This is a genomic window from Nitrospira moscoviensis (assembly GCF_001273775.1).
Classification (GTDB): Bacteria; Nitrospirota; Nitrospiria; order Nitrospirales; family Nitrospiraceae; genus Nitrospira_D; species Nitrospira_D moscoviensis.
Genome location: NZ_CP011801.1, coordinates 1,169,453 through 1,190,938 on the forward strand (window position 1 = coordinate 1,169,453; position 21,486 = coordinate 1,190,938).

The 21,486-nt window shown below is 59.7% G+C and carries 22 protein-coding genes; 21 read left to right on the forward strand and 1 reads right to left on the reverse strand.

Translation table 11 applies throughout. From position 1 onward, the window contains the following. The first annotated feature begins 1 nt into the window (after nt 1). The 17 genes from NITMOv2_RS05785 (at nt 2) to NITMOv2_RS05855 (ending at nt 15,696) form a co-directional block, all read left to right on the forward strand. Nucleotides 2-643 carry a type IV pilus inner membrane component PilO gene (locus tag NITMOv2_RS05785; RefSeq protein WP_053378973.1) on the forward strand — a complete coding sequence of 214 codons (642 nt, stop codon included), beginning with the start codon at nt 2-4 and terminating at the stop codon, nt 641-643. A gap of 8 nt (nt 644-651) precedes the next feature. Beyond that, nucleotides 652-1,251 (forward strand): pilus assembly protein PilP, encoded by a 600-nt coding sequence (locus tag NITMOv2_RS05790; protein WP_053378974.1) that lies wholly within the window; start codon nt 652-654, stop codon nt 1,249-1,251. Beyond that, nucleotides 1,248-3,218 (forward strand): type IV pilus secretin PilQ, encoded by a 1,971-nt coding sequence (locus NITMOv2_RS05795; RefSeq protein WP_083447780.1) that lies wholly within the window; start codon nt 1,248-1,250, stop codon nt 3,216-3,218. The genes NITMOv2_RS05790 and NITMOv2_RS05795 overlap by 4 nt, the downstream gene beginning before the upstream one ends. Before the next feature lie 200 nt (nt 3,219-3,418). Continuing rightward, nucleotides 3,419-4,558 carry a 3-dehydroquinate synthase gene (aroB, locus tag NITMOv2_RS05800; protein WP_238590475.1) on the forward strand — a complete coding sequence of 380 codons (1,140 nt, stop codon included), beginning with the start codon at nt 3,419-3,421 and terminating at the stop codon, nt 4,556-4,558. 8 nt (nt 4,559-4,566) lie between these two features. Beyond that, nucleotides 4,567-5,829 (forward strand): GAF and ANTAR domain-containing protein, encoded by a 1,263-nt coding sequence (locus tag NITMOv2_RS22530; protein WP_083447782.1) that lies wholly within the window; start codon nt 4,567-4,569, stop codon nt 5,827-5,829. 147 nt (nt 5,830-5,976) lie between these two features. Further along, nucleotides 5,977-6,147: a hypothetical protein gene (locus NITMOv2_RS23800; RefSeq protein WP_187299372.1), complete on the forward strand. Its 171-nt coding sequence runs from the start codon at nt 5,977-5,979 to the stop codon at nt 6,145-6,147. A gap of 113 nt (nt 6,148-6,260) precedes the next feature. Beyond that, complete coding sequence (gene urtA / locus NITMOv2_RS05810; RefSeq protein WP_053382008.1) at nt 6,261-7,526, forward strand: urea ABC transporter substrate-binding protein; 1,266 nt, start codon at nt 6,261-6,263, stop codon at nt 7,524-7,526. 101 nt (nt 7,527-7,627) lie between these two features. Beyond that, the gene (locus tag NITMOv2_RS05815) at nt 7,628-8,044 is read left to right on the forward strand and encodes a hypothetical protein (RefSeq protein WP_145976181.1); all 417 of its coding nucleotides are present in this window, start codon (nt 7,628-7,630) and stop codon (nt 8,042-8,044) included. A gap of 10 nt (nt 8,045-8,054) precedes the next feature. Then, nucleotides 8,055-8,357 carry an urease subunit gamma gene (ureA, locus tag NITMOv2_RS05820; protein WP_053378977.1) on the forward strand — a complete coding sequence of 101 codons (303 nt, stop codon included), beginning with the start codon at nt 8,055-8,057 and terminating at the stop codon, nt 8,355-8,357. Between the two features lie 23 nt (nt 8,358-8,380). Continuing rightward, nucleotides 8,381-8,857: a relaxase family protein gene (locus tag NITMOv2_RS05825; protein WP_053378978.1), complete on the forward strand. Its 477-nt coding sequence runs from the start codon at nt 8,381-8,383 to the stop codon at nt 8,855-8,857. A 42-nt stretch (nt 8,858-8,899) separates the two neighbouring features. Further along, nucleotides 8,900-9,394 (forward strand): urease subunit beta, encoded by a 495-nt coding sequence (gene ureB, locus NITMOv2_RS05830; RefSeq protein WP_053378979.1) that lies wholly within the window; start codon nt 8,900-8,902, stop codon nt 9,392-9,394. A 53-nt stretch (nt 9,395-9,447) separates the two neighbouring features. Continuing rightward, on the forward strand, nt 9,448-9,939 hold the full coding sequence (locus NITMOv2_RS23280) for a hypothetical protein (RefSeq protein ID WP_145976182.1): 492 nt from the start codon (nt 9,448-9,450) through the stop codon (nt 9,937-9,939). A gap of 187 nt (nt 9,940-10,126) precedes the next feature. Then, nucleotides 10,127-11,008 (forward strand): hypothetical protein, encoded by an 882-nt coding sequence (locus NITMOv2_RS05835; RefSeq protein ID WP_145976183.1) that lies wholly within the window; start codon nt 10,127-10,129, stop codon nt 11,006-11,008. 666 nt (nt 11,009-11,674) lie between these two features. Continuing rightward, a complete protein-coding gene (ureC, locus tag NITMOv2_RS05840) occupies nt 11,675-13,402 on the forward strand; it encodes an urease subunit alpha (RefSeq protein ID WP_053378981.1) in 1,728 nt (575 codons plus the stop codon). A gap of 9 nt (nt 13,403-13,411) precedes the next feature. Next, a complete protein-coding gene (locus NITMOv2_RS05845) occupies nt 13,412-14,098 on the forward strand; it encodes an urease accessory protein UreF (RefSeq protein ID WP_053378982.1) in 687 nt (228 codons plus the stop codon). A 61-nt stretch (nt 14,099-14,159) separates the two neighbouring features. Further along, nucleotides 14,160-14,831 carry an urease accessory protein UreG gene (gene ureG / locus NITMOv2_RS05850; protein WP_083447783.1) on the forward strand — a complete coding sequence of 224 codons (672 nt, stop codon included), beginning with the start codon at nt 14,160-14,162 and terminating at the stop codon, nt 14,829-14,831. Further along, nucleotides 14,815-15,696 carry an urease accessory protein UreD gene (locus tag NITMOv2_RS05855; RefSeq protein ID WP_053378983.1) on the forward strand — a complete coding sequence of 294 codons (882 nt, stop codon included), beginning with the start codon at nt 14,815-14,817 and terminating at the stop codon, nt 15,694-15,696. The genes ureG and NITMOv2_RS05855 overlap by 17 nt, the downstream gene beginning before the upstream one ends. Before the next feature lies 1 nt (nt 15,697). Here NITMOv2_RS05855 and NITMOv2_RS05860 read toward each other — a convergent pair whose 3' ends face one another. Continuing rightward, the gene (locus NITMOv2_RS05860) at nt 15,698-16,489 is read right to left on the reverse strand and encodes a hypothetical protein (RefSeq protein WP_145976184.1); all 792 of its coding nucleotides are present in this window, start codon (nt 16,487-16,489) and stop codon (nt 15,698-15,700) included. 337 nt (nt 16,490-16,826) lie between these two features. Here NITMOv2_RS05860 and NITMOv2_RS05865 point away from each other — a divergent pair, with 337 nt between their 5' ends. The 4 genes from NITMOv2_RS05865 (at nt 16,827) to NITMOv2_RS05880 (ending at nt 21,485) form a co-directional block, all read left to right on the forward strand. Beyond that, a complete protein-coding gene (locus NITMOv2_RS05865; protein ID WP_053378985.1) occupies nt 16,827-18,599 on the forward strand; it encodes an NAD+ synthase in 1,773 nt (590 codons plus the stop codon). A gap of 151 nt (nt 18,600-18,750) precedes the next feature. Further along, nucleotides 18,751-19,647 carry a DUF6733 family protein gene (locus tag NITMOv2_RS05870; RefSeq protein WP_145976185.1) on the forward strand — a complete coding sequence of 299 codons (897 nt, stop codon included), beginning with the start codon at nt 18,751-18,753 and terminating at the stop codon, nt 19,645-19,647. A gap of 142 nt (nt 19,648-19,789) precedes the next feature. Continuing rightward, nucleotides 19,790-21,049, forward strand: a complete 1,260-nt coding sequence (locus NITMOv2_RS05875; protein WP_053382010.1) for an ammonium transporter — start codon at nt 19,790-19,792, stop codon at nt 21,047-21,049. A gap of 97 nt (nt 21,050-21,146) precedes the next feature. After that, nucleotides 21,147-21,485 carry a P-II family nitrogen regulator gene (locus NITMOv2_RS05880; protein WP_053378987.1) on the forward strand — a complete coding sequence of 113 codons (339 nt, stop codon included), beginning with the start codon at nt 21,147-21,149 and terminating at the stop codon, nt 21,483-21,485. The last annotated feature ends 1 nt before the right edge of the window (nt 21,486 follow it).

Below are 21,486 nucleotides of genomic sequence, written 5' to 3' on the forward strand. Positions count from 1 at the left end.
TATGGATCTGCCCGCTGTCAACCTGGATGCGCTCCGTAACGTTCCGGCTGCCCAGAAGGTCGCGCTACTGCTGCTGCTCGTGGGCGTCTTGATCGCCGGGTTTTATTTCTATATCGCGGAACCAAAGGCCGCCAGCATCGAAGCGGTGCGCGCCGATAATGCCAGGCTGGACGGGGAAATTCAGTCCTTGACCATCAAGGTGAAGCATCTCGATGAGTTGGTGGCGGCCAACAAACAGCTGGAAATCGAGCTGGCGAAGAAGAAAGAACGGCTCCCGCCCGAAGAAGAAGCGATCATGTTGCTCAAGCAAGTGTCCGACCTGGGCGTGAGACTGGGTTTGGATATCAAGTTGTGGAAGCCGGGCGCCCAAACGGAAGATGCGTCGAAGCTCTTTGTGAAGATGCCGGTCAACGTCGAGGTGACGGGTGTCTACCACACGGCGGCGTTGTTCTTTGACCGGATCAACCGCCTCCCACGCATTATCACTGTGTCCGGTCTCAAAATGGGAAATCCGAAGGTTGAGCAGGGACGCATCGTCTCTCAGACCAGTTTTGATCTCGTCGCGTATGCCGCTCCGCAAGAAAAGCCGGCAGCGCCTGCACCGGTCCCTGCCGCAGCCAAGCCGGCACAGCTCGGTAAATGAGGGTTCGAATGGGTATGCGGGAGTATCATCACATCTCGAAAGCCGGCCGGAAGAGCATCATCCTTGTCGCTCTTGTCTGCACGATTTCCGTCACGGCCGACACCCTTCTCGCCGGTCCTCCGATGCGTCAGGACTCCATCAGCAGAGTCGCGCCCGTTCCGGAGGCCGTACGAGAAAGCCCGATACCTTCCGACGTGCCCGTGAATCATGCGCTCGCCCAGGCGCCCGTGGATTTGATGATGCCCGGTAGTGGCAATGGGGTGGGGTACGATCCGTCAGGCCGGCGGGATCCGTTTGCTCCGGTGGTACAGGAGCTCCAACCGGGCAAAGCCGACCCCAATCTTCCTCCGCTCCAGCGCGTCACGCTGACCGAGCTCAATCTCGTTGCGATCGTATGGGGAGCGTACGGATACACCGCCATGGTTCAGACGCCGGAGGGGCACGGGTATACGGTCCGGCGCGGGACGAGGATCGGCCAAAACAACGGTGTGGTGAGCGCGATCACGGAGCGGGGGATCATCGTGCAGGAACGGTTCACTGACATCTATGGCAAGAAGCAAGAGCGTGAGTACGTCAAGCTTCTTCATCCGAAAGAGGGCTCAGAATGAAACCACTATTGTTCGGCGCCAACCCCTTCCTTTCCACCGTCCGATTGGCTGGCATCGCCGGTCTTCTTGGCATGGCGCTGACCGCGCAGGCGGATGTCACCACGTCGCCCGATGAGCGGAGAGCGATGGGAGGGCTTGGAGCAGCGCAGGCCGCGAACGCACCGGTGGAGGCGCCCGCCCAGACCATCACGCAAGTCGAAGTCCGACCGGAGGGCAATCAGGTCACGGTTGTGGTCCTGGGGGACGGCAAGTTGTTCCCTGAGGCGAGGATGGTTGATGATGATCGGCTGGTGATTGACCTTCTTGCGGTCGCTTCTGCTCTCCGCACCCCTGTGGTGCGCGCCCATCATCCGCTTTTGAGAAAAGTTCGTGTGGGGCACCATGCAGATAAGGTCCGGCTGGTTCTCGATCTCATCGACCGCCCGGCCTACTCGGTGAGTCAGGCTGGTCGCGAGCTCTCCATCACGCTGAAGCCGGCAGAGTCGGAAACAATCGGTGGAGATGGCCGGCCGGCGGCGGTCATCGGCACGCGGCCGGAGCATGCGCTGTTTCAGCCAGGTGTTCAGCGGGCGACAAGAGTCGTCGGACCGGCCTCATCCAGGTTCCGAGTGCAACCGGTTCAGATGGCGGCAGATGGGGGTGCGCCTGAAAAAGACAACCGACCGGACGATATCGTTGCCGGCCAAACGCGGTTCGTCGGGCGGAGAATCTCGCTCGACTTTCAGCAAGCCGACATTACGAACATTCTCCGGTTGATCGCAGAAGTCAGCGGCTTCAATATCGTGGTCGGCGAAGGGGTGAAGGCCAAGGTCACGATGAAGTTGGTCAGCGTGCCCTGGGATCAGGCTCTGGACATGCTGCTGAAGATGAACGGCCTGGGCATGATCCGCCAAGGAACGATCGTCTGGGTGGATACGCTGGCGAACATTGCCAAGCAGCAGGATGAAGAGGCCCGGGCAAAGGACTCCAAGACCAAGGCCGAAGAATTGGTCGATCGGGTGTTCTACATCAGGAACCTTCAAGCTCAGGAACTGATGACTTCCTTGCGTCAGTATCTAAGCCCGCGTGGCGTGATGCAAGTCAGTCCAGGCAGCAATGCCCTCATTATTCGAGAGACGGAAACCAAGCTCGCGGTGATGAAGCAGTTAGTCGACGGTCTCGATTTGGAAGTCCCTCAGGTGCAGATTGAAGCGCGCATTGTCCAGGCGGATACCGTCTATGCCAGGGGATTGGGTATTCAGTGGGGCGTCAAAAATTCGGATTTCGGGACAAACAGTTTCAGCCTCGTCGGCAATGTCACCGGTCCATTCGCTGCGGCGAGTGGTCTGGGCGCTGGCGCCTCCACCACGGCAACTATCACCAGGGACTTCCTGGTTAACCTTCCGGCTCAGGTGGGCGGGTTGCCGGCCGTGCCGGCGATCGGTTGGACCTTCGGTAAGTTGGCCGACGGGTTCGCGCTCGATATGCGGTTGTCGGCCGGCGAGTTGCTCGGCTTGACCAAGGTCATCGCCGCGCCGAAGATTACGACGCTGGATAAGCGTGAAGCCAAGATCTCCCAGGGTGAATCGATTCCGTTCCAAACGACCTCGCTGCAGGGAACACAAACGACGTTCGTCGATGCCAATTTGGAGTTGAACGTCACCCCGCAAATCACGTCGCGGGATCCGAAAGAGATCGGCAAGACCATCCTGCTTCGCGTGCGCGCGACACGGAATGCGGTCGGCGCGCGAAGCAATCCGGCCGGCCCGAGCATCGATCGCCGTGAGGCCACCACGCAAGTCATCGTCCGCGACGGAGAAACGATGGTCATCGGCGGCGTCTTCGTGGACACCCAGAACAACAACGTGCAAGGCGTTCCGTACCTGTCACGCATTCCTGTGCTCGGATGGCTGTTCAAGAACAAGTCCGAATCCGTGTCAAAGCAAGAGCTGCTGATCTTCTTGACGCCCACCATCGTGAAGGCGTAGAGGCCGATTTAGGGCCTCTTGAGCCGACGGGAACGGCGCTGTGGGGCGAAGCCCCACAGCGCCATCTGCTTGGCCGGGACCCTCCCCGCGACGTCCTCTCTTCGCAAGCATGCCACATCGCTCCTTTCAGTTTTGGCGAGCCTATGCTACGATTTGCGCGCTTTTGTCGTTCCCTTCGAAGGTAACAATCCCGCTATCGTATGCCTCGCATGACAAGCTCGGCCACCGTTCCCGTCTCACTCGGCGAAAGAAGCTACGACATCGTGATCGAACCGGGTCTTTTAGAGAGGCTTCCCGGGCGGTTGGAGCATCTCGATGTCCGAGGAAAGGTCGGTGTCGTGACCGACCGACATGTGAAGCGGCATTACGCCAAACAGGTCATTGCGGCGCTGACGAAGAAGCGCCTTGAACCAGTGCTGATCGCTCTGCCCCCGGGAGAACGTACGAAAACCCTCACATCCGTTCAGTCCATTTTGGACGTGCTCGCGACACACCGCTTCGAGCGGAGCTCATGGCTGCTGGCTCTTGGAGGAGGGGTCGTGGGCGATATTACCGGGTTTGCGGCCGCTATCTATCAACGCGGCATTCCCTTTGTACAGATCCCGACCACGCTGGTCGCGCAGGTCGATTCCAGCGTCGGGGGCAAAACGGGCGTGGACCATCGTCTCGGCAAGAACCTTATCGGGGCCTTTTATCAGCCGCGGGCGGTGTGGATCGACCCCATGACGTTGCGCACATTGCCGGAGCGCGAATGGATCGCCGGTCTTGCGGAGGTCATCAAATACGGGATTATCGCCGACGAGCCGTTTTTTTCATTCCTCGAGCGCGAGATGCCGGCCATACGAGTCCGTCAACCCGACGGCGTCGCCGCCATCATCAAACGATCCTGTGAGATCAAAGCGAGCGTCGTGGCGGCCGATGAGCGGGAGGGGGATCGGAGGCGGATACTCAACTACGGGCATACCATCGGACATGCGTTAGAAGCGTTAGGCGGGTATCGATCGTTGATTCATGGGGAAGCGGTTGGGATTGGGCTCTTTCAGGAAGCCGACTTGGCGTGTTATCAAGGCATGTGTGATAGATCCACCGTGCAAAGAATTGGAGACGTTGTGCAGGATGCCGGGCTGAGCGTGGACATGCCTCGATGGCCGTCGAGCCGGCTTTGGAAAGCCATGTTGCATGACAAGAAAGTCTCCGGCGGACAAGTCGTGGGCGTCTGGCCGGAAAAGATCGGGCAGGTTCGCGTGGCGCCTCTCGGGCGGAAAGTCTTCGAACGGTGGTACGCCGAACGGAAGGACGCGCCGCCGCAACGGGTGGCCGCCAAGGCTTCTCGGAAGTAGAGACCGGTATGGAAGGCAGAAAGACATCGACCGCGCAGTTGGAACAGGCCCTGCGGGAAAAAACCCGCGAAGTCGATGTACTGCACCGCATCAGCGAATCGATCAGCAATACCTTGGACCTGGAAGCGGTGCTCAGGCACATCGTGGACGTCGTCGTGGAAGTCACCAAAGCGGATGCCTGCCTCTTGTATCTGCTGTCGGATCGCCGTGATGAGCTGATTTTGCGGGCGTCCAAAAACCCGCACCCCAAACTCATCGGGCGAATCACCATCGGTCTCGGTGAAGGGATCACGGGGTGGGTCGCCCGCGAGCGGACACGCGTCGTGATCCCGAGCAACGCCAGCGAAGATCCGCGGTTTAAGTTCTACAACAATCTTCCCGAGGATCGGTATCAGGCCTTCGTGTCCGTTCCCATCATGGTGAAAAAGGAAGTGATCGGCGTCATCAATGTGCAGCATAAACGACCGCGCCGATACCGGGAGGACGAGCTGGCGTTGCTGACCACCATCGCGAACCAGGTCGGCGGCGCCATCGAAAACGCGCGGTTGTACGATCAGATGAAGCGGAAAGCGCTCCAGCTCGAGACGTTGTCACAAGTGTCCGATACGGTGGCGTCCAACCGGCTGATCGACGACATGCTGCAGCTCATCGTCACGATGACCGCGCAGATGATGGGCTCCAAAATCTGCTCGGTCATGTTGCTGGACGAGCAGACGGGCGATCTGCGCATTGCGGCCACGCAAAGCCTGAGCGAAGAGTATCGGCGCAAGCCGCATTTGAAGATCGGGCAGAGCATCAGCGGCAAAGCGGTGCAGGAGCGCCGGCCGATCATCGTGCCGGATGTCACCAAAGAACGCACGTACATGTATCCGGATCTGGCGGTGAAGGAAGGGCTCTGCTCGTTATTGAGCGTGCCGATGCTGATGCGCGACAAGGCCGTGGGCGTGATCAACAGCTACACGTCCGTGCCGCATACGTTTACCTCCGAAGATATCCGTCTGATGCAAACCATCGCCAACCAAGCGGCGATTGCCATCGAACACACGACCCTGATGGAAAAATCTTTCGAAATGCAGGAGGCGTTGGCGGTCCGCAAGCTGCTGGAACGGGCCAAAGGCTATCTCATGAAATCCAAGAAGCTGTCGGAAGAGGACGCGTTCAAGCTGATCCAGCGCCAGAGCATGGATCTGCGGAAGTCGATGCGCGAAATCGCCGAGGCGATTCTGCTCGCGGGTGAGATCGAAGAGCGGGCGGGTGTGAAGAGCCGATAGCCCTCTTTCCGCCGGCATACGGTGTACGAGGCCCGCTCGTGCATCCGAGCCGACGGTCGCAGGTTTTTTCTCACCTCCTCCAACTCGACGGTCTTCGGGCGCATCTGCTCCTGGAGTCGGGGTAGTCGTGTGTGAGCCCAGCTCGACATGGTCCGCGCCGAGTCTGCCGGTGAAGCGTTCGATTGCGTCGCGATGCCGGCGTGGTTTCGCCATCGGGAGCGAAGCCAAGGGTTCATCGTCGATGACGAGGGTGGCGTGGAAAAAAACGGCAAGCGGTTCAGCGGCGACAGAGTCATGTCCACCCCGTACCACTGCTAACCGCGCCCGGCGGTGAAATGAGGCAGACCGTGTCACACCAGCGGATCGATGAACAGAAAGACGTGAGTGGCGAAGACGCGTCGCGGCGTGAATTGTTGGTGCGTGGCGTTCGGATGACGGCCGGCGTAGGGATCGCCTCCCTGCTCGGCAATCTGGGCCAGTGGGCGTTGTCGTATGCGGCGGACAGGGAGCCGATTAAAATCGGCGTGCTGCACTCGTTGAGCGGCACGATGGCGATCAGCGAGGTCTCGCTGCGCGACGTCGTCCTGATGGCGGTGGGGGAGATCAATGCCAAGGGCGGCGTGTTGGGCCGGCAGATCAAGCCCGTGGTGGTCGATCCGGCGTCGAACTGGGATTTGTTCGCCGAAAAGGCCAAGCAACTGTTGCTCCAAGACAAGGTGGCGGTCGTGTTCGGCTGCTGGACGTCGGTGAGCCGCAAGTCCGTGCTGCCGGTGTTCGAAAAAAACAACGGGTTGTTGTTCTATCCCGTGCAGTACGAAGGCGAAGAGTGTTCGCACAACGTGTTCTACACCGGTGCGGCGGTGAACCAGCAGGCCGTGCCGGCGGTGGAATACTTGATGAGCCAGGCCGGCGGCGGCTACAAGAAGTTTTATCTGCTCGGGACGGATTATGTCTATCCGCGCACGACGAACAAAATCCTGCGCGCGATGCTGGTGGCGAAGAAAGTGCCGCCAGCGTACATCATGGAAGAATACACGCCGTTCCACCACCAGGATTATCACGCCATCGTCGGGAGGATTCAAAAGTTCGCGGCCGGTGGCGGGGCCTGTGTGATCAGCACGATCAACGGCGACAGCAACGTGCCGTTCTACAAAGAATTCGCCAGGCAGGGCTTGCGCGCCGAAGATGCGCCCATCATGGCGTTTAGCGTGGCGGAGGACGAATTGCGGGGCATGGATACCACGGCGCTGGTCGGCCATCTAGCCGCGTGGAATTACTTTCAGAGCGTCGACACGCCCCAGAACAAGCAGTTCGTGGCGAACTTTAAAGCCTATTGCAAGAGGAACAATCTGCCCGACGGCGACAAGCGCGTCACGGACGACCCGATGGAAGCGGCCTATTTCGGTGTGCACGTGTGGAAGCAGGCGGTGGAAAAAGCCGGAAAGACGGATGTGGAGGCCGTGCGCAAGGCAGTCTACGGGCGGAAGTTCCTGGCGCCGGGCGGCGAAATCATGATGGACCCGGCCAACCATCATACGCACAAGCCGGTGCTGATCGGCGAGATCCTCAAGGACGGCCAGTTCAAAATCGTCTGGCGCTCCACAGGGTTGGTCAAACCGGAGCCCTGGAGCGAGTACACTAATCCGGACAAGGGCTGCGATTGGATCGATCATCAGGGGACCTATCAGAAGAGATAGACAGTCCCCGCGCGCGCCGCCAAGCCGGCGGCACCTGCCGGGAGAAGAGGATATAGAGCGAAGTGACTTGCCGGCGGATAATGGCGGCCATGGTGCCCGTGATGGCTGCCGTCATCACATGTGCCGGTGCAGTCGGTGCAGAGCTTCCCGTGGGGAAGCAGGTGCCGATCCAAGAGTTGCGCGAACGGGCCAGCTCGTTGGTCGGGCGTGACGTCGTGATCGCCGGCGTCGTTGAAACGGTGGAGCCCGTCACCGAGGAGAATTTTGAAAGCTGGAAGTTGGCGGCTCCATGCGTCGGCAGCTATTTCGTGACGATGAAGGACCACTCGGGGTCAATCGACGTCTTGGTGCGAGGAAATTGCATTAACCAACTACAGGCGAGGCATGGGCCGCGACTTGAAAAAGGGCAAACGGTCTGGATCAAGGTCAGGATGTTCGTGCCGGATTTGAACATCTTTGCTTTGAATCCGCTGGTCCGAGCGGTGGCGCAGGATTTCGGTCCTTTGGCGCCGGAATAAGAAAAGGCTTATGCATCTGACACCACGCGAGCAGGAAAAGCTGCTCATCTATGTCGCGGCGAATCTCGCCAAGGAGCGCAAGGCGCGCGGGCTCAAGTTGAACCACCCCGAAGCCATGGCCTATCTCACCGCCGCCATCCTTGAAGGTATCCGCGACGGCCGCTCCGTGTCGGATCTCATGAGCTACGGCGCGACATTGCTGAAGAAGCAGGACGTGATGCCGGGCGTGGCGGAGATGATTCCCGAGCTGCAAGTCGAAGGCACGTTTCCGGACGGGACGAAGCTGGTGACGGTGCACGAGCCGATTCGATAGGCTGATCGTTGAATAGGTGACGCATGGATGACCAAACCCGGAAATCCATTTCGGAAATTTTGGGGAGCTCTAAACCAAGAGATTTAGTTGAGGAGTTCAAGGAACATTTGCAAGAGGCCGGAATAGAGATCAGGGAGTTCCGTCAAGGGAAATACTGTGCTGCTTTGAAGGACGGAAAAACAACATTTCTACTCGCGCACGGATCTACAACTCTGGACGGATGGTGGGGGATACCTGAAGAACACGTCAAGATACTAGAAACTGATTCGGAAGGGGCCGGGATTTCCAGTTGGGGTGCAGTATTGTTGCACAAGGCTTCTCATCGAGGCTATTGGATTAGCAGCGAGCATTTGTTGGAGCTTATCGACATAATTCCGTTAAGGCCTGATAGGCAGGGAAAGTATCACTTAACCAGCGATCTGCTCGATAAACAATCTATGCTAGCGCCTCCATTTTTCAGTATTAAGAAATTTCTCGATCTCACAGGGATGGGTGTATGAAAAGTTCCGGCCGAAAGATAAAAACGACGTTCGGAGATAACTATGAAAACAAAGACTAAAGCGACGGGAGCAAAGTCTCGACACAAGATCTCACCTAGAAAGAAGCCTGTTAGATCCCTCCATCCCGCTGCTGTTATTCCCGGCGAAGTGATCCTCGGCGACGGCGACATCGTGGCGTTCACCGGCCGGCAGACTGTGGAGCTGACGGTGGCGAACACCGGTGACCGGCCGATTCAAGTCGGCTCGCACTGCCACTTCTTCGAAGCGAATCGCGCTTTGCGATTCGCTCGCGAGAAGGCCTACGGCTTCCGGTTGCAAGTGCCGGCGGGGACGGCCGTGCGGTTCGAGCCGGGCGAGGAGAAACGCGTGAAGCTGGTAGCGATTGGTGGAAACCGCGTGGCGTATGGAATCAACGGCCTGGTCAATGGCCGACTGGATGATCTAGCGGTGAGGGAGCGAGCGCTGGGACGGGCAAGGGAACAAGGATTTATCACCTCCTCACCCCAGCCCTCTCCCCCTGCGAGGGGGAGAGGATGAAGGTGAGGGGGCGTATCATTGGCTCGTTAAACCTTTAGACGGAAGGTTCTGTCATGCGATTACACCCTTACTGCTCTGTGCTGCTTACCCTGTTACTGACCATCGTTCTTAATGACATTGCGCTGGCCCTGAATGCAAAAAAGGACCCTACCGTGGTGGATGTAAGCAATACTGTCGTGGGCGAGGTAGTGGGGATTTCGGCGATTCCATCCGCTCTTACGGATGTTGCCATAAGTGCCGCGGTCGCTTTGGACATTCCAGGGCAGTCCATGGTCGCTCATGTGTCCTCAGCACAATTTTTCGGTAATGCGCGTGTCATCTATGACCAGCCGAACTGTACTGGTCAAGCGTACTTCAACGCTGCTGGCCTTTTGGCAACGCCCCGTGTATTTCCTATCATTGGGATAGGCGCAGGTGGATTTGCTCTTTACATCCCTCGACCCAATACCATGCCTGTCACGATTACAGCACAGGGTTCCAGTTGGGATTTTACAGGCGTATGCAATGCCGGCAGCGCCACGAGTGTCGTGCGGCCGACTTATTAATTGACCTAAGCCAGCGATTCGTGGTGTCATTCCGCTTTGTCAATCCATAGCTATGACATGTCGATGGGTTCAATGACTGAATCTTGAGCGGCGGAGTGCCGATTAACATCTGGTCCACTAAGCTAAGGTAAGGCTGATGGCTCTATTGCTAATATTAGTGTTGGGCGCCGTTTTACTATGCCCCCCAGTGACTGTCGCCGAAAGCGTCGGTGAGCAACGTGCAAAAGACCTGCTACAGAGGCAACTAGAGCCCAACAAGAAAAACCGAGCGAGAGAAGGGCAAAAACTCCAGCCAGCAACGGAACCATTGAAGCCGTTCGCGCCATTTTCTTGGGACGATGACATTCTTCTAGCTGTCCGGAAATTAAATGCACTGCCCGGAGTGGACCGTGTCACCATGGGAGATGGCTCCGGTACAGAGCTTGATGTACGGCATATTGAAACTAAAGAACACTTAGAGACGCTGCTTCAAAAATATGTCCGCGAAAGCGCCTATAGCCGTGGAGATATAGATACTTTAATAAGTCTAAACATCACGGGCGAGTATTTAGACAAGATGGGTAGTCAGCGTCTCTATCACAAAGCTTTTATGTATCTCAGTGCTCGTCCCGTAATCATTTCTGGAACTCCATTTGAGCTTACAGTGGCTTTCGCTGGAAATCCTGGTTTGGCGGTAGCCCATCCTGACAAGGTGCTCACGGCGAATGTTGTGTCACGCACTAGCAAAACACCACTAGCTCTCGATTTTTCCGGTGTGATGATGAAAGTGGACCTTATCTCTGATTCCGTCATACTCAATGAGACGTTGCCCTCAATCGAAAGGCTCTTAGAAGACAAATACCGGAGATATGATCCCAATCATCACTACATCCATGAATGGCGGAATGGGGGAACTCTTCATACAAATGAGAACCAAAATCTGCTCACTGTCTATGGGCCGCACCCGTTTGGATTGGAATACAGCAGTGAAGCATTAGCGCGTTCACTAGCCCAAAGGTATCTCAACCATGTCGCTAATTTGGAATCACAACAGTTTAAGGGCAAGAAGGACATGAAAGAAGGCTTATAGCGCTTATGACTTATGGCATTTACAACGTCAGTCGAGCTGGAGGCAGCATTAGTTCGTCGTTGCGGGCTTGAATTAGCGGAGAACGGCACAAGCAGCGGAGTTCTAGTTTTTCGGACTACAAGTCTATCCTCACGGGGCCGGAGCAAAGAAGAATAGATATGCGCCGAAGGATTTGTGGAGCGTTCACAGTTAGCCTAGGAATCTGCCTTTGCCTGACGTCGTGTGTATGGCCTAATGTTGTAGCGCCGGGGTCCAAATTATGCCCGGTTGGCAGGGAAGATGTCGTTGTAGTGCCGTTTTCTAGCTTTGGGGATAAGGGAGATCAAGGAGCAAGGCTCTACTTTAAAGAATCTCGCTATGTCCGACATACGGACGAGGTCGTTTATATTGGCAAAGAAATTAACCCGTTCAGTAAGCAGGATTTCAAGCCAGGGACCGTGAAACTGGCAAACATCGGATACTTGCCTACGCCATCTCAGGCTTATGCCGACAGAGGCCTTATCGCAGGTTCCTATCTTGAGCCATGTTCACCGCAGTGGTTTGATGATAGCAAGATACCGTCGTACGTGAAGGAACGACGTTGATTTTCCCTTTCTATCCTTGCTCTGGCCAAGAACACGTCGAGTCAGTCGTCCGCATACGGCAGCTCTAGCGGAGGGGCAGGCAATGAGAATTCCGCGCCGCCAGTACAACGATCTCTACGGCCCGACGGCCGGCGATCGCATCCGCCTGGCCGACACCGAGTTGCTGATTGAGATTACGCGCGACCTCACCGTGCCCGGCGAGGAAGCCAAATTCGGCGGCGGCAAAGTCATCCGCGACGGCATGGGGCAATCGCCCGCGGCGACACGCGCCAAGGGCGCGCTCGATCTGGTCATCACCAACGCCATCATCATCGACTGGTGGGGCATCGTGAAGGCCGACATCGGCATTCGCGACGGCCGCATCGCCGGCATTGGGAAGGCCGGCAACTCCGATCTGATGGACGGCGTCACGAAGGGAATGGAGATCGGCCCAGGAACGGAAGTGCTGTCGGCGGAAGGCAAGATCATCACGGCGGGCGGGATCGACACGCATATCCATTTCATCTGCCCGCAGATCATCACCGAAGCGCTGGCGAACGGACTGACCACCTTGATCGGCGGCGGCACGGGGCCGGCAACCGGCACGAACGCCACGACCTGCACGCCCGGTCCCTGGAACATCCACCGGATGCTCGAAGCAGCGGACGGGCTTCCGATCAATCTGGGCTTTCTCGGCAAAGGCAATGCCTCATTACCCGACGGATTGCGTGAACAGGTGGAAGCCGGCGCCATCGGGCTCAAGCTGCATGAAGATTGGGGGACGACGCCGGCGGCGATTTCCACCTGTCTCGACGTGGCGGAAGAATACGATGTGCAGGTCGCGATTCACACCGATACGTTGAATGAGGCCGGGTTCGTCGAAGACACGATCAAGGCCTTCAAGGGCCGCACCATCCACTCGTTCCATACGGAAGGGGCGGGGGGCGGCCATGCGCCGGACATCATCAAGGTCTGCGGCGAAGCCAACGTGCTGCCCTCCTCGACGAATCCGACCATGCCCTTCACTGTCAATACGATGGACGAGCATCTCGACATGCTGATGGTCTGCCATCATTTGAATCCGCGTGTGCCGGAAGACATTGCGTTCGCCGAGTCGCGAATCAGACGCGAGACCATCGCAGCGGAGGATATTCTGCATGACATGGGCGCCATCAGCATCATGTCATCCGACTCGCAAGCCATGGGCCGTGTCGGCGAAGTGATCATCCGCACCTGGCAGACGGCTCATAAGATGAAAGTGCAGCGGGGGCATTTGTCGCAAACGGCGGCCGAGAAGCTGTCGGCGGCGAACGACAACTTCCGCGTGCGCCGGTACGTCGCCAAGTACACGATCAATCCGGCCATCGCGCACGGCATCGCTCATGAGGTGGGTTCGGTGGAAGTCGGCAAATTGGCGGACCTCGTCCTCTGGAAGCCGGCCTTCTTCGGCGTGAAGCCCGAGATCGTTTTGAAGGGCGGCTTTCCGATGTCCGCCGCGATGGGCGACCCCAACGCCTCCATCCCGACCCCGCAGCCCGTCTTGACGAGGCCGATGTTCGGCAGCTTCGGCCGCGCGCCGTTTACGACGAGCCTGACGTTCGTGTCGAAAGCGGCGCTGGAGCGAAATGTTCCGGCCACGTTGCGGCTGCAAAAGACCGTGTCGGCGATTAAGAAATGCCGCGGCATCGGCAAACGGGATTTAAAGCTGAACGACGCGCTCCCGCGCATCGACGTCGATCCGGAAACCTATGTCGTGAAGGCGGATGGGCAAGTGTTGAAATGCGAGCCGATGGCGGTTCTTCCGATGGCCCAACGCTACTTTTTATTTTGACGGCTGCCTATGAACGCGCTGTCCCTGCTCCGCGGCCTTCGCTTTGTCGACAGCTTTTTCCCATCCGGCGGGTATGCCTTCTCGTCAGGGTTGGAAGCGGCGGTGTACGGCGGGCTGGTCAAGAATGCTGAAGACCTGTCTCGTTTCGTGTTCGAGTCGTTGACGACAGGAATAGGAGAACGTGAAGCAGTCGCTGCTGGGGTCGCGCACGACGCGTTCGTGTCCGGCCGTCTTGAAACGGCCTTGAAAGCTGATCGAGAACTGGATGCGATGAAGCTGAGCTGTGAGGGACGAACCGCCAGCCGGCAAATGGGGCGGCAAGTGATACGCGTTGCCGCTGGGCAGAGCGAGCCGCCTCCTCTCTTGGCGGATTACCAGGCACTGGTCGAGTCTGAAAAGACGCCCGGACACATGGCTGTCGCCCTTGGGCTAGCGTTGGCGTCTGCCGGATGGTCCAAAGAAGACTCCATTGCCGCATTTCTCTATCAGGCAGCGACAGGATATGTCGCGGCCGCGATGAAGTTGCTTCCGATCGGCCAGCGGGAAGGGCAGGGGTTGATCGAAAGCTGGCTTCCGGCAATCGGGCGCGTCAGCAAGCAGGCGGCGCCGCAGCGAGTGTTCCGCTCCTGGTCGCCGGTGCAAGATATCTACGCCATGCGACACAGCCGGCTGGAGTCGCGGTTGTTTCGGTCTTAGGAGCCGCTCTCCCTAACCTCTCCCCCACCGTGGGGAGAGGCGAAGGTGAGGAGGAATTTTCATGCATCGTTCCGACGAACATCTCTGCGGCAATGGCCGAACGACGGCGGCGCGTCAGCGGCACATTCCCGTCATCGGCGTCGGCGGGCCGGTGGGATCCGGCAAGACGGCGCTGGTCGAAGCGCTCTGCCTGAAGCTCCGCGATCGCTACAGCCTGGCCGTCGTCACCAACGACATCTTTACGAAAGAAGACGCCGAGTTTCTCACGCGCCGCGGCGCCTTGCCGCAAGATCGGATTCTCGGCGTCGAGACCGGCGGCTGCCCGCACACGGCCATCCGCGAAGATGCGTCGCACAATCAGGAGGCCCTGAACGATTTATTGAAGCGCCATCCCGACGCCGAGTTGATGTTCGTGGAGAGCGGCGGCGACAATCTCGCCGCGACGTTCAGCCCCGAATTAGTGGACAAAGTGATCTACGTCATCGACGTGGCCGCCGGCGACAAAATCCCGCGCAAAGGCGGGCCGGGCATTACGCGGTCGGATCTGCTCATCATCAATAAAATCGATCTTGCCCCGCACGTCGGCGCGGATTTGTCGGTGATGGACCGCGACAGCCGGCGCATGCGTGGCAGCCTGCCGTTTGTCTTTACCAATCTCAAAACCGGCCAGGGTCTCGATCAGGTCATTGCCTGGGTCGAGCAACTGATTCCGCGCCATGCGCATCGCCGCTGACAACATGTCGAATGCGGCGTCGCAAGCCGTGCGGCTCGATGCCGTCGGCCGCTGCGGCGCGGCGGAGTACCGATTCGAACGGAAGGGACCGCGCACCATCCTGGCTCGATCATCCTGCTCCAGCCCGTGGCATTACTTCCCTCCGTCCCATTTGGACGACAGCGGCTGCGCCTATACGTGGTTGGTCAACCCGTCCGGCGGTTTGGTCGGCGGGGACCATGTCACCGTTGCGGCAGAGCTGCGCGACGACACGCATGTCGTGATGACCAGCCCGTCGGCCAACCGGGTCTATAGAAGCGTCTCAGAGCCGGCTGTACAGGACATCCGTCTCTCGGTGGGGCCGGGCGCGCGACTGGAATGGCTGCCGGAACTGACGATTCCCTTCGCCGGATCGCGCTTTCAGCAGTCGATCCACGTCGGCCTGGCTCCCGGTGCGACGCTCGTGTTGTGGGACGCGATGGCCTCCGGCCGCATTGCGCGGGGCGAACGCTGGGTCTTTGCCGAGTATGCCAATGAGATTCAGATCCACTGCGATTCCGGGGGCGCCGTCGTCGAACGATTCCAATTGACGCCGGAGACAGTCGGCACCGTTGCGGTTCAATGGGACTACGTGGCCTCGCTCTTCGTGGTGGGCGGCGGGATTTCCGCGGATGGCGCTAAGCGGCTTCATGAGCGCCTGGGTGAAGTCTGTGATCGGCAACCCGGAGCGTTGCTCGGCGGAGTATCCGAGCCGGCCGCTCCCGGTCTCGCGGTCAAGGTGGTCGCCAACTCGGCTCACGCGCTGGCGCGGTTTCAAGAAGCGGCGTGGACGGCGGTGAGGCACTGCCTGTGGGATCTGCCCGCGCCTGCGCTGCGCCGGTATTGAACTAGCGCGCAGGTTGAGTCTGCATCCGCTTCTTGAGCGCTTCCAACTCCGCCTTCAACGCGTCCAGCTCTTTGGCCTGTTGGTCCACCACTTCTTTCATCGATCGCTGGTCGCCGCTCGAAAGAGCCGGTGTCGAGGGCGGGGTAGCGGGGGAAGAAATTGTCCGCAGCGCCGCATAATTGATCGCGAGCCGCGGCTGTTCCGGCTCGATTTCAGCCCACCGCTGTCCGTTCGACGACGCTTCCTGGGCCTGTTCCGGTTTGAACGATAAGACGTAGATCGACAGAGGTTCGTCTTTTGTCTGAGGAGAGGCGTGCAGGTGGCTCAAGGCCAGCCGAATGGTCCCGCCGTCCACGTACAATGTGCCGGCGGTGCGATCCGAGTCGGGCCCGACCTGGAATCGCACGCGTTGATCCGGCTCGGCGCGCTCCAGCGCGGCGGCAATAGCCGGTGCCAGAAAGGCGGTCTCTTTGGCGGAAAACAGCGGGGCGGGCTTGATGCCCCGGCTCGCGCCATCGCCGTCCGCCGGCGCAATGCCGACGTGAATACCCAGCACGACCCGTTCAACGACGTCGGACGAGATGGACACCGGATGGCCGGCCCGAAACGACTTCAGTGGCCCGCTGTATCGGACGGTCGTTCCGCGAGACGCGAGCCGTTCCAGCACGACGGCTCCTTCCGGTCCGCTCTTCACCGGGATGACGTCCGGTGCCAGCAGGCCGCAGCCCGCCAAAGTACAGACGGTGGCCATAAGCAGAGAGCGGAGGAGCTGTATCGTACGAATGTTGCCCACGCGGTTCTCCGAAGGGAGCCAGTGTAGCATAAGCGCGTCCGGGAATCCGCGCTGGTCCCCTCCGAAAGGCGGGATGCCGAACCATTGACAGGAGCGAAGGGCGATTGCTATAAAGGCCTACCTTTTTCCGGGGACAATGGAGTCTCCCGGTGGCGGTATAAGCGAAGCAGGACAATGACGTCCTCGGGCCTCTTCTTCATGAGAAGAGACCGGAGGGCGTTTTTTTTTGATTGGAATGTACCGGGGAGCGGCCAGCCGTCAGCCTTCAGCCATCAGCGTAAGACGGACTTTTTCCGTTTAGGCTGATCGCTGACTGCTGAAAGCTGAATGTATCTTTATGCGGACGCTTCGAATCGCCATGGCCCAAATCAACCCGACGGTCGGCGACATCGCCGGGAACACCCGTCTGATCAAGGCCTGGTTGAAGGAAGCGCGGAAGGCCAAGGCTGATGTCGTGGCGTTTCCCGAATTGGCGGTCACCGGCTATCCGCCCGAGGATTTGCTGCTGAAGCCGCGCTTTGTGGCCGACAATCGTCGCGCGTTGGATGACATTGCGAAAGACTGCAAGGGCCTCATCGCGGTGGTCGGCTATGTCGGACAGGGCGAGGCGGATACCGCGAAGCCGCGACAGGCGACGGTGATTGCGGCCGGGCACCATGCCCTCTCCAATGCCGCGGCCGTGATGACAGAACGGCGCATCGTCACGACCTATAGCAAATGGCTTCTCCCGAACTACGGCGTCTTCGACGAGCGCCGGTACTTCGATCCGGGCCGCCGGCTTCCCTTGTTCACACTTCGAGGCGTGACAATCGCCGTCAACATCTGTGAGGACATCTGGGTCCCCGACGGCCCGACGCGCTGGCAGGCCGCGGCCGGCGCCGATGTGATCGTCAATATCAACGCCTCTCCGTTTCACATCGGCAAGAGCCGGGCACGGGAGCACATGCTCGCCACGCGCGCGCGCGAAAACGGCGTGATCGTCAGCTACACCAATACGGTGGGCGGGCAGGACGAGTTGGTGTTCGACGGGAACAGCGTCATCGTGGATCAAAACGGCGAGATCGTCGCGCGCGGAAAAGCCTTTGCGGAGGATCTGATCGTCGCCGATCTGAACATCGAAGCCGTCGCGCGCCATCGCCTCGCCCAGGGGCGCAAGAAGCGGCTCACGGCCTCGATGGCCGGGGCGGTGGAGCGGATTACCGTCAAGGTTCCCGCGGGGTCGGCGAAGCGGCCGCGCCTCGTGCCGCCGCTGGAAGCCCCCCTCGGCGAACTGGACGAAGTTTATCGCGCCCTGGTGGTGGGCGTGCAGGACTACGTCCGGAAGAATCACTTCAAGAACGTGGTGATCGGGCTGAGCGGCGGCGTCGATTCGGCGCTCACCGCGGTGATCGCCGTCGATGCGCTGGGTCCGCAGAACGTGCTGGGCATTTTCATGCCGTCCCCCTATACGTCGCGGGAAAGCGGAGAAGACGTGGCGGAGCTCGCGCGCCGGCTCGGGATCGAGTACCGGACGATCCCGATCACGCCGACCTTCCAGTCGTACCGGGATGCCCTGGCGCCGGCGTTTCAGGGAAAGCCGGTCGATACGACCGAGGAGAATCTTCAGGCACGGATTCGCGGCAACGTCCTGATGGCCTTCTCGAACAAGTTCGGCCATCTGGTCCTCACCACCGGCAACAAGAGCGAAATGAGCGTGGGCTACGCGACCTTGTACGGCGACATGGCGGGCGGTTTCGCGGTCATCAAAGACGTGCCGAAGACGATGGTCTACGCCTTGTCGCGGCTGCGCAACGCGAGAGGGCCGGCGCCGGTGATTCCGAAGCGCGTGCTCGATCGCGCGCCGACCGCCGAGTTGCGGCCGGACCAGAAGGACGAAGACAGTCTGCCGCCGTACAGCGTGTTGGATCCGATTCTCAAAGCCTATGTGGAAGAGGACCGGTCTATCGAAGAGATCGTGGAGATGGGCTACGACCGCGCCGTCGTCGCCAAAGTGATGGCGATGGTCGATCGCAGCGAGTACAAGCGGCGGCAAGCGCCGATCGGCATCAAGATCACCTTGCGGGCGTTCGGCAAGGATCGGCGGATGCCGATTACGAACGGCTACCGCTAGGCAGGTTGTTGAAACGTGCTGCGGCCTTGCAGAGACCGACAATGGCGTCGGTCGTTTCCACTGGCAATGGCGCCAGAGAATGTGGGCACGCCGCTCCATCGTGGAGCCGGCGAAAGACAATGTCTTTTCATTCTTGGGAGGTGCCATGTCAATGTTCGAACGACGACGTGGGAGTGGGGCGGTATGTGGAGTGATCCTGGCGGGGAGTCTGTTGGTCGGCTCCCTCGGCCACGCGCAGGAGGTGGACGTTCTGACGCCGAGAGTGACCGAAGATTTGATGGATACGAAGAAGCATCCCGTGACCGTCACGATGGCCCTGCAAGCCGACAGCTTCTTCGGCTTCAACCCGCAGGTTTACGGTACCTATGGCCTTACGGAAAATGTGGCCCTAGCCTTCAACTTTACCTATTGGACGATGATTTCCGGCGTCGGCGTCCACGACGCCAATCCTTGGCTGGAGACGGACATCGGGTTGAGCCTCACGTTTCTCGACAAGCGGCTCGCGATCACGCCGATGATCGGCTTCGTCCATGGCCAGTTATTGTCGTCCCGCGGCGGCTTCTTCCCGAACGGAGGCGGCAGCGTGAACGAGCGGACGACGGCCTTCGAGGGCGCCGTGCCGAACATCACGGTGAATTACATCGACAAGTACGTCGAAGGCGAATTCTACTTGGGCTACTACAAGGCGATCCGGAGCGAGGGGGGAAGTCCGGGTGATACTGGACCTACCTGTACTCCGGTGCCGGCAGCGGGGGGAAATTGCCTCGGTCCCACACAGGGCGGTGCGCGCGGCACCTGGGACTTCCTGCACTACTGGGCCAACGTCGGCTATCGCGTGAACAGCATGTTCTCGCTCGGCGTGCACTACGAGCATTTGCTGACGACGCGCGACAACAGCGCACCGGGGGCTCAGCAAGACTACTATCGTTGGTTGGGACCGTATGTCGAGCTGAAGCTGGCCGGCGGCATGGCCTTCCGGTTCACCACCGGCCACGACTTTACCGACAACCAGGACTTCTACAAGCTGAAGTTCACCAAGACGTTCTAGGCGGCCATCGGCGTCCTCCTCTCAAGAGGAGGGGAGGGCGCAGGCAACGAGCGGTGGGTTACAGAAGGAGGCGGATGTGCGCATACGAACGGGTTGGATGGGCCTGCTCTCCAGCGGCATGGTTGCATTGACCGCGGTCCTGATGCCGGCATCGGCTTGGGCGCAGGCTGCGGCGCCTCTCAAAGCCGACACCGGAGATACCGCGTGGGTGTTGATCTCCTCCGCGCTGGTCCTGGCCATGCTGGCGCCCGGCCTCGCTCTGTTCTACGGAGGGCTGGTGCGCAGCAAAAACGTCCTGGGGACGATCATGCAAAGTTTCATGATCCTGGCCGTGGTCAGCCTGTTGTGGGTGCTGTTCGGGTACAGTCTGGCCTTCGGTCCGGACAAGGGCGGCGTGATCGGCGGAGTTGATTGGATCGGGCTCAACGGCGTGGGGGCGGAGCCGCATCCCTCCTATGGCCCGACGATACCGCATCAAGCCTTCATGCTGTTTCAGCTCATGTTCGCGGCCATTACACCGGCCTTGATCACCGGAGCCTTTGCCGAGCGCAAGCGGTTCAGCGCGATGGTGCTGTTTTCCGCCCTGTGGTCGGTGCTCGTCTACGTGCCCCTCGCCCATTGGATTTGGGGCGGCGGGTGGCTCGCCAAAATGGGCGCGCTGGATTTTGCGGGCGGCGCCGTCGTCCATATCAGCTCCGGCGCGGCGGCGTTGGTCTGCGCCCTCGTGTTGGGGCACCGGCGGGGATACGGGACGGATTATATGGCCCCGCACAATCTGCCGATGACGCTCTTGGGCACGGGCCTGCTGTGGTTCGGCTGGTTCGGGTTCAACGGCGGCAGCGCGCTGGCGGCCAACGGCGTGGCGGTGTCCGCGATCGTCGCGACCCACACGGCTGCGGCGATGGCCGCATTGATGTGGTGCCTGGTGGAATGGCTCCATCGCGGCAAGCCGACCGTCCTGGGCGTGGCCAGCGGCGCGGTGGCGGGCTTGGCGACGGTCACGCCGGCGGCCGGCTACATCGGGGCGTTTCCGGCCATGGTGATCGGCTTTTTCGCCGGTCTGGTCTGCTATTTCGCAATTGTGTGGAAGGGGCGGTTCGGCTATGATGACTCGCTCGATGTCGTGGGGATTCATGGGGTTGGAGGGATCCTCGGTATCCTGGCGACAGGTTTGTTTGCCAGCAAAGCGATCAACGCCGGGGGCGCGGACGGCTTATTCTACGGCAACCCCGGCCAGTTCGGCGTGCAAGCGCTGACTGCCGTGGTCACGGCGGTGTTTTCCGCCGTCGGCAGTTACGTGATTCTCAAGATTGTGGACGGCGTGACGGGATTGCGCATTCAGCCGGATGAGGAAGCCACCGGTTTGGATCTAAGTCAACATAATGAAAGGGCATATTCGTGAGCGGGCGAGGGGCTAGAGGCGAGAGGCTAGGTTGTCAGCAAAAGCCGAACGTATCGATGAGCCCCTGGCCCCTTGCCTCTAGCCTGGAGGGATCGACATGAAATTGGTCGAAGCCATCATCAAGCCGTTCAAGCTGGATGAGGTCAAAGACGCCTTGTTGGAAATCGGCATCCAAGGCATGACCGTCACCGAAGTCAAAGGCTTCGGCCGCCAGAAGGGACACAAAGAGACTTATCGCGGCCAGGAATACACGATCGAATTCGTGCCGAAAGTGAAGGTCGAAGTGGCCGTGCAGGACAGCCAGGTGCAGCGCGTGTTGGATACGATCACGCGTACGGCGAAAACCGGCAGCATCGGCGACGGCAAGATTTTCGTGCGCGATCTCGAGACGGCGGTCCGGATTCGCACTGGAGAAACGGGGGATACGGCTCTGTGAG

Bases quoted from the DNA above. Each gene is read 5' to 3' on its own strand.
- NITMOv2_RS05785 (WP_053378973.1), top strand. From the start codon at position 2: ATGGATCTGCCCGCTGTCAACCTGGATGCGCTCCGTAACGTTCCGGCT.
- NITMOv2_RS05790 (WP_053378974.1), top strand. From the start codon at position 652: ATGGGTATGCGGGAGTATCATCACATCTCGAAAGCCGGCCGGAAGAGC.
- NITMOv2_RS05795 (WP_083447780.1), top strand. From the start codon at position 1,248: ATGAAACCACTATTGTTCGGCGCCAACCCCTTCCTTTCCACCGTCCGA.
- aroB (WP_238590475.1), top strand. From the start codon at position 3,419: ATGCCTCGCATGACAAGCTCGGCCACCGTTCCCGTCTCACTCGGCGAA.
- NITMOv2_RS22530 (WP_083447782.1), top strand. From the start codon at position 4,567: ATGGAAGGCAGAAAGACATCGACCGCGCAGTTGGAACAGGCCCTGCGG.
- NITMOv2_RS23800 (WP_187299372.1), top strand. From the start codon at position 5,977: ATGGTCCGCGCCGAGTCTGCCGGTGAAGCGTTCGATTGCGTCGCGATG.
- urtA (WP_053382008.1), top strand. From the start codon at position 6,261: ATGACGGCCGGCGTAGGGATCGCCTCCCTGCTCGGCAATCTGGGCCAG.
- NITMOv2_RS05815 (WP_145976181.1), top strand. From the start codon at position 7,628: ATGGCTGCCGTCATCACATGTGCCGGTGCAGTCGGTGCAGAGCTTCCC.
- ureA (WP_053378977.1), top strand. From the start codon at position 8,055: ATGCATCTGACACCACGCGAGCAGGAAAAGCTGCTCATCTATGTCGCG.
- NITMOv2_RS05825 (WP_053378978.1), top strand. From the start codon at position 8,381: ATGGATGACCAAACCCGGAAATCCATTTCGGAAATTTTGGGGAGCTCT.
- ureB (WP_053378979.1), top strand. From the start codon at position 8,900: ATGAAAACAAAGACTAAAGCGACGGGAGCAAAGTCTCGACACAAGATC.
- NITMOv2_RS23280 (WP_145976182.1), top strand. From the start codon at position 9,448: ATGCGATTACACCCTTACTGCTCTGTGCTGCTTACCCTGTTACTGACC.
- ureC (WP_053378981.1), top strand. From the start codon at position 11,675: ATGAGAATTCCGCGCCGCCAGTACAACGATCTCTACGGCCCGACGGCC.
- NITMOv2_RS05845 (WP_053378982.1), top strand. From the start codon at position 13,412: ATGAACGCGCTGTCCCTGCTCCGCGGCCTTCGCTTTGTCGACAGCTTT.
- ureG (WP_083447783.1), top strand. From the start codon at position 14,160: ATGCATCGTTCCGACGAACATCTCTGCGGCAATGGCCGAACGACGGCG.
- NITMOv2_RS05855 (WP_053378983.1), top strand. From the start codon at position 14,815: ATGCGCATCGCCGCTGACAACATGTCGAATGCGGCGTCGCAAGCCGTG.
- NITMOv2_RS05865 (WP_053378985.1), top strand. From the start codon at position 16,827: ATGCGGACGCTTCGAATCGCCATGGCCCAAATCAACCCGACGGTCGGC.
- NITMOv2_RS05870 (WP_145976185.1), top strand. From the start codon at position 18,751: ATGTTCGAACGACGACGTGGGAGTGGGGCGGTATGTGGAGTGATCCTG.
- NITMOv2_RS05875 (WP_053382010.1), top strand. From the start codon at position 19,790: ATGCCGGCATCGGCTTGGGCGCAGGCTGCGGCGCCTCTCAAAGCCGAC.
- NITMOv2_RS05880 (WP_053378987.1), top strand. From the start codon at position 21,147: ATGAAATTGGTCGAAGCCATCATCAAGCCGTTCAAGCTGGATGAGGTC.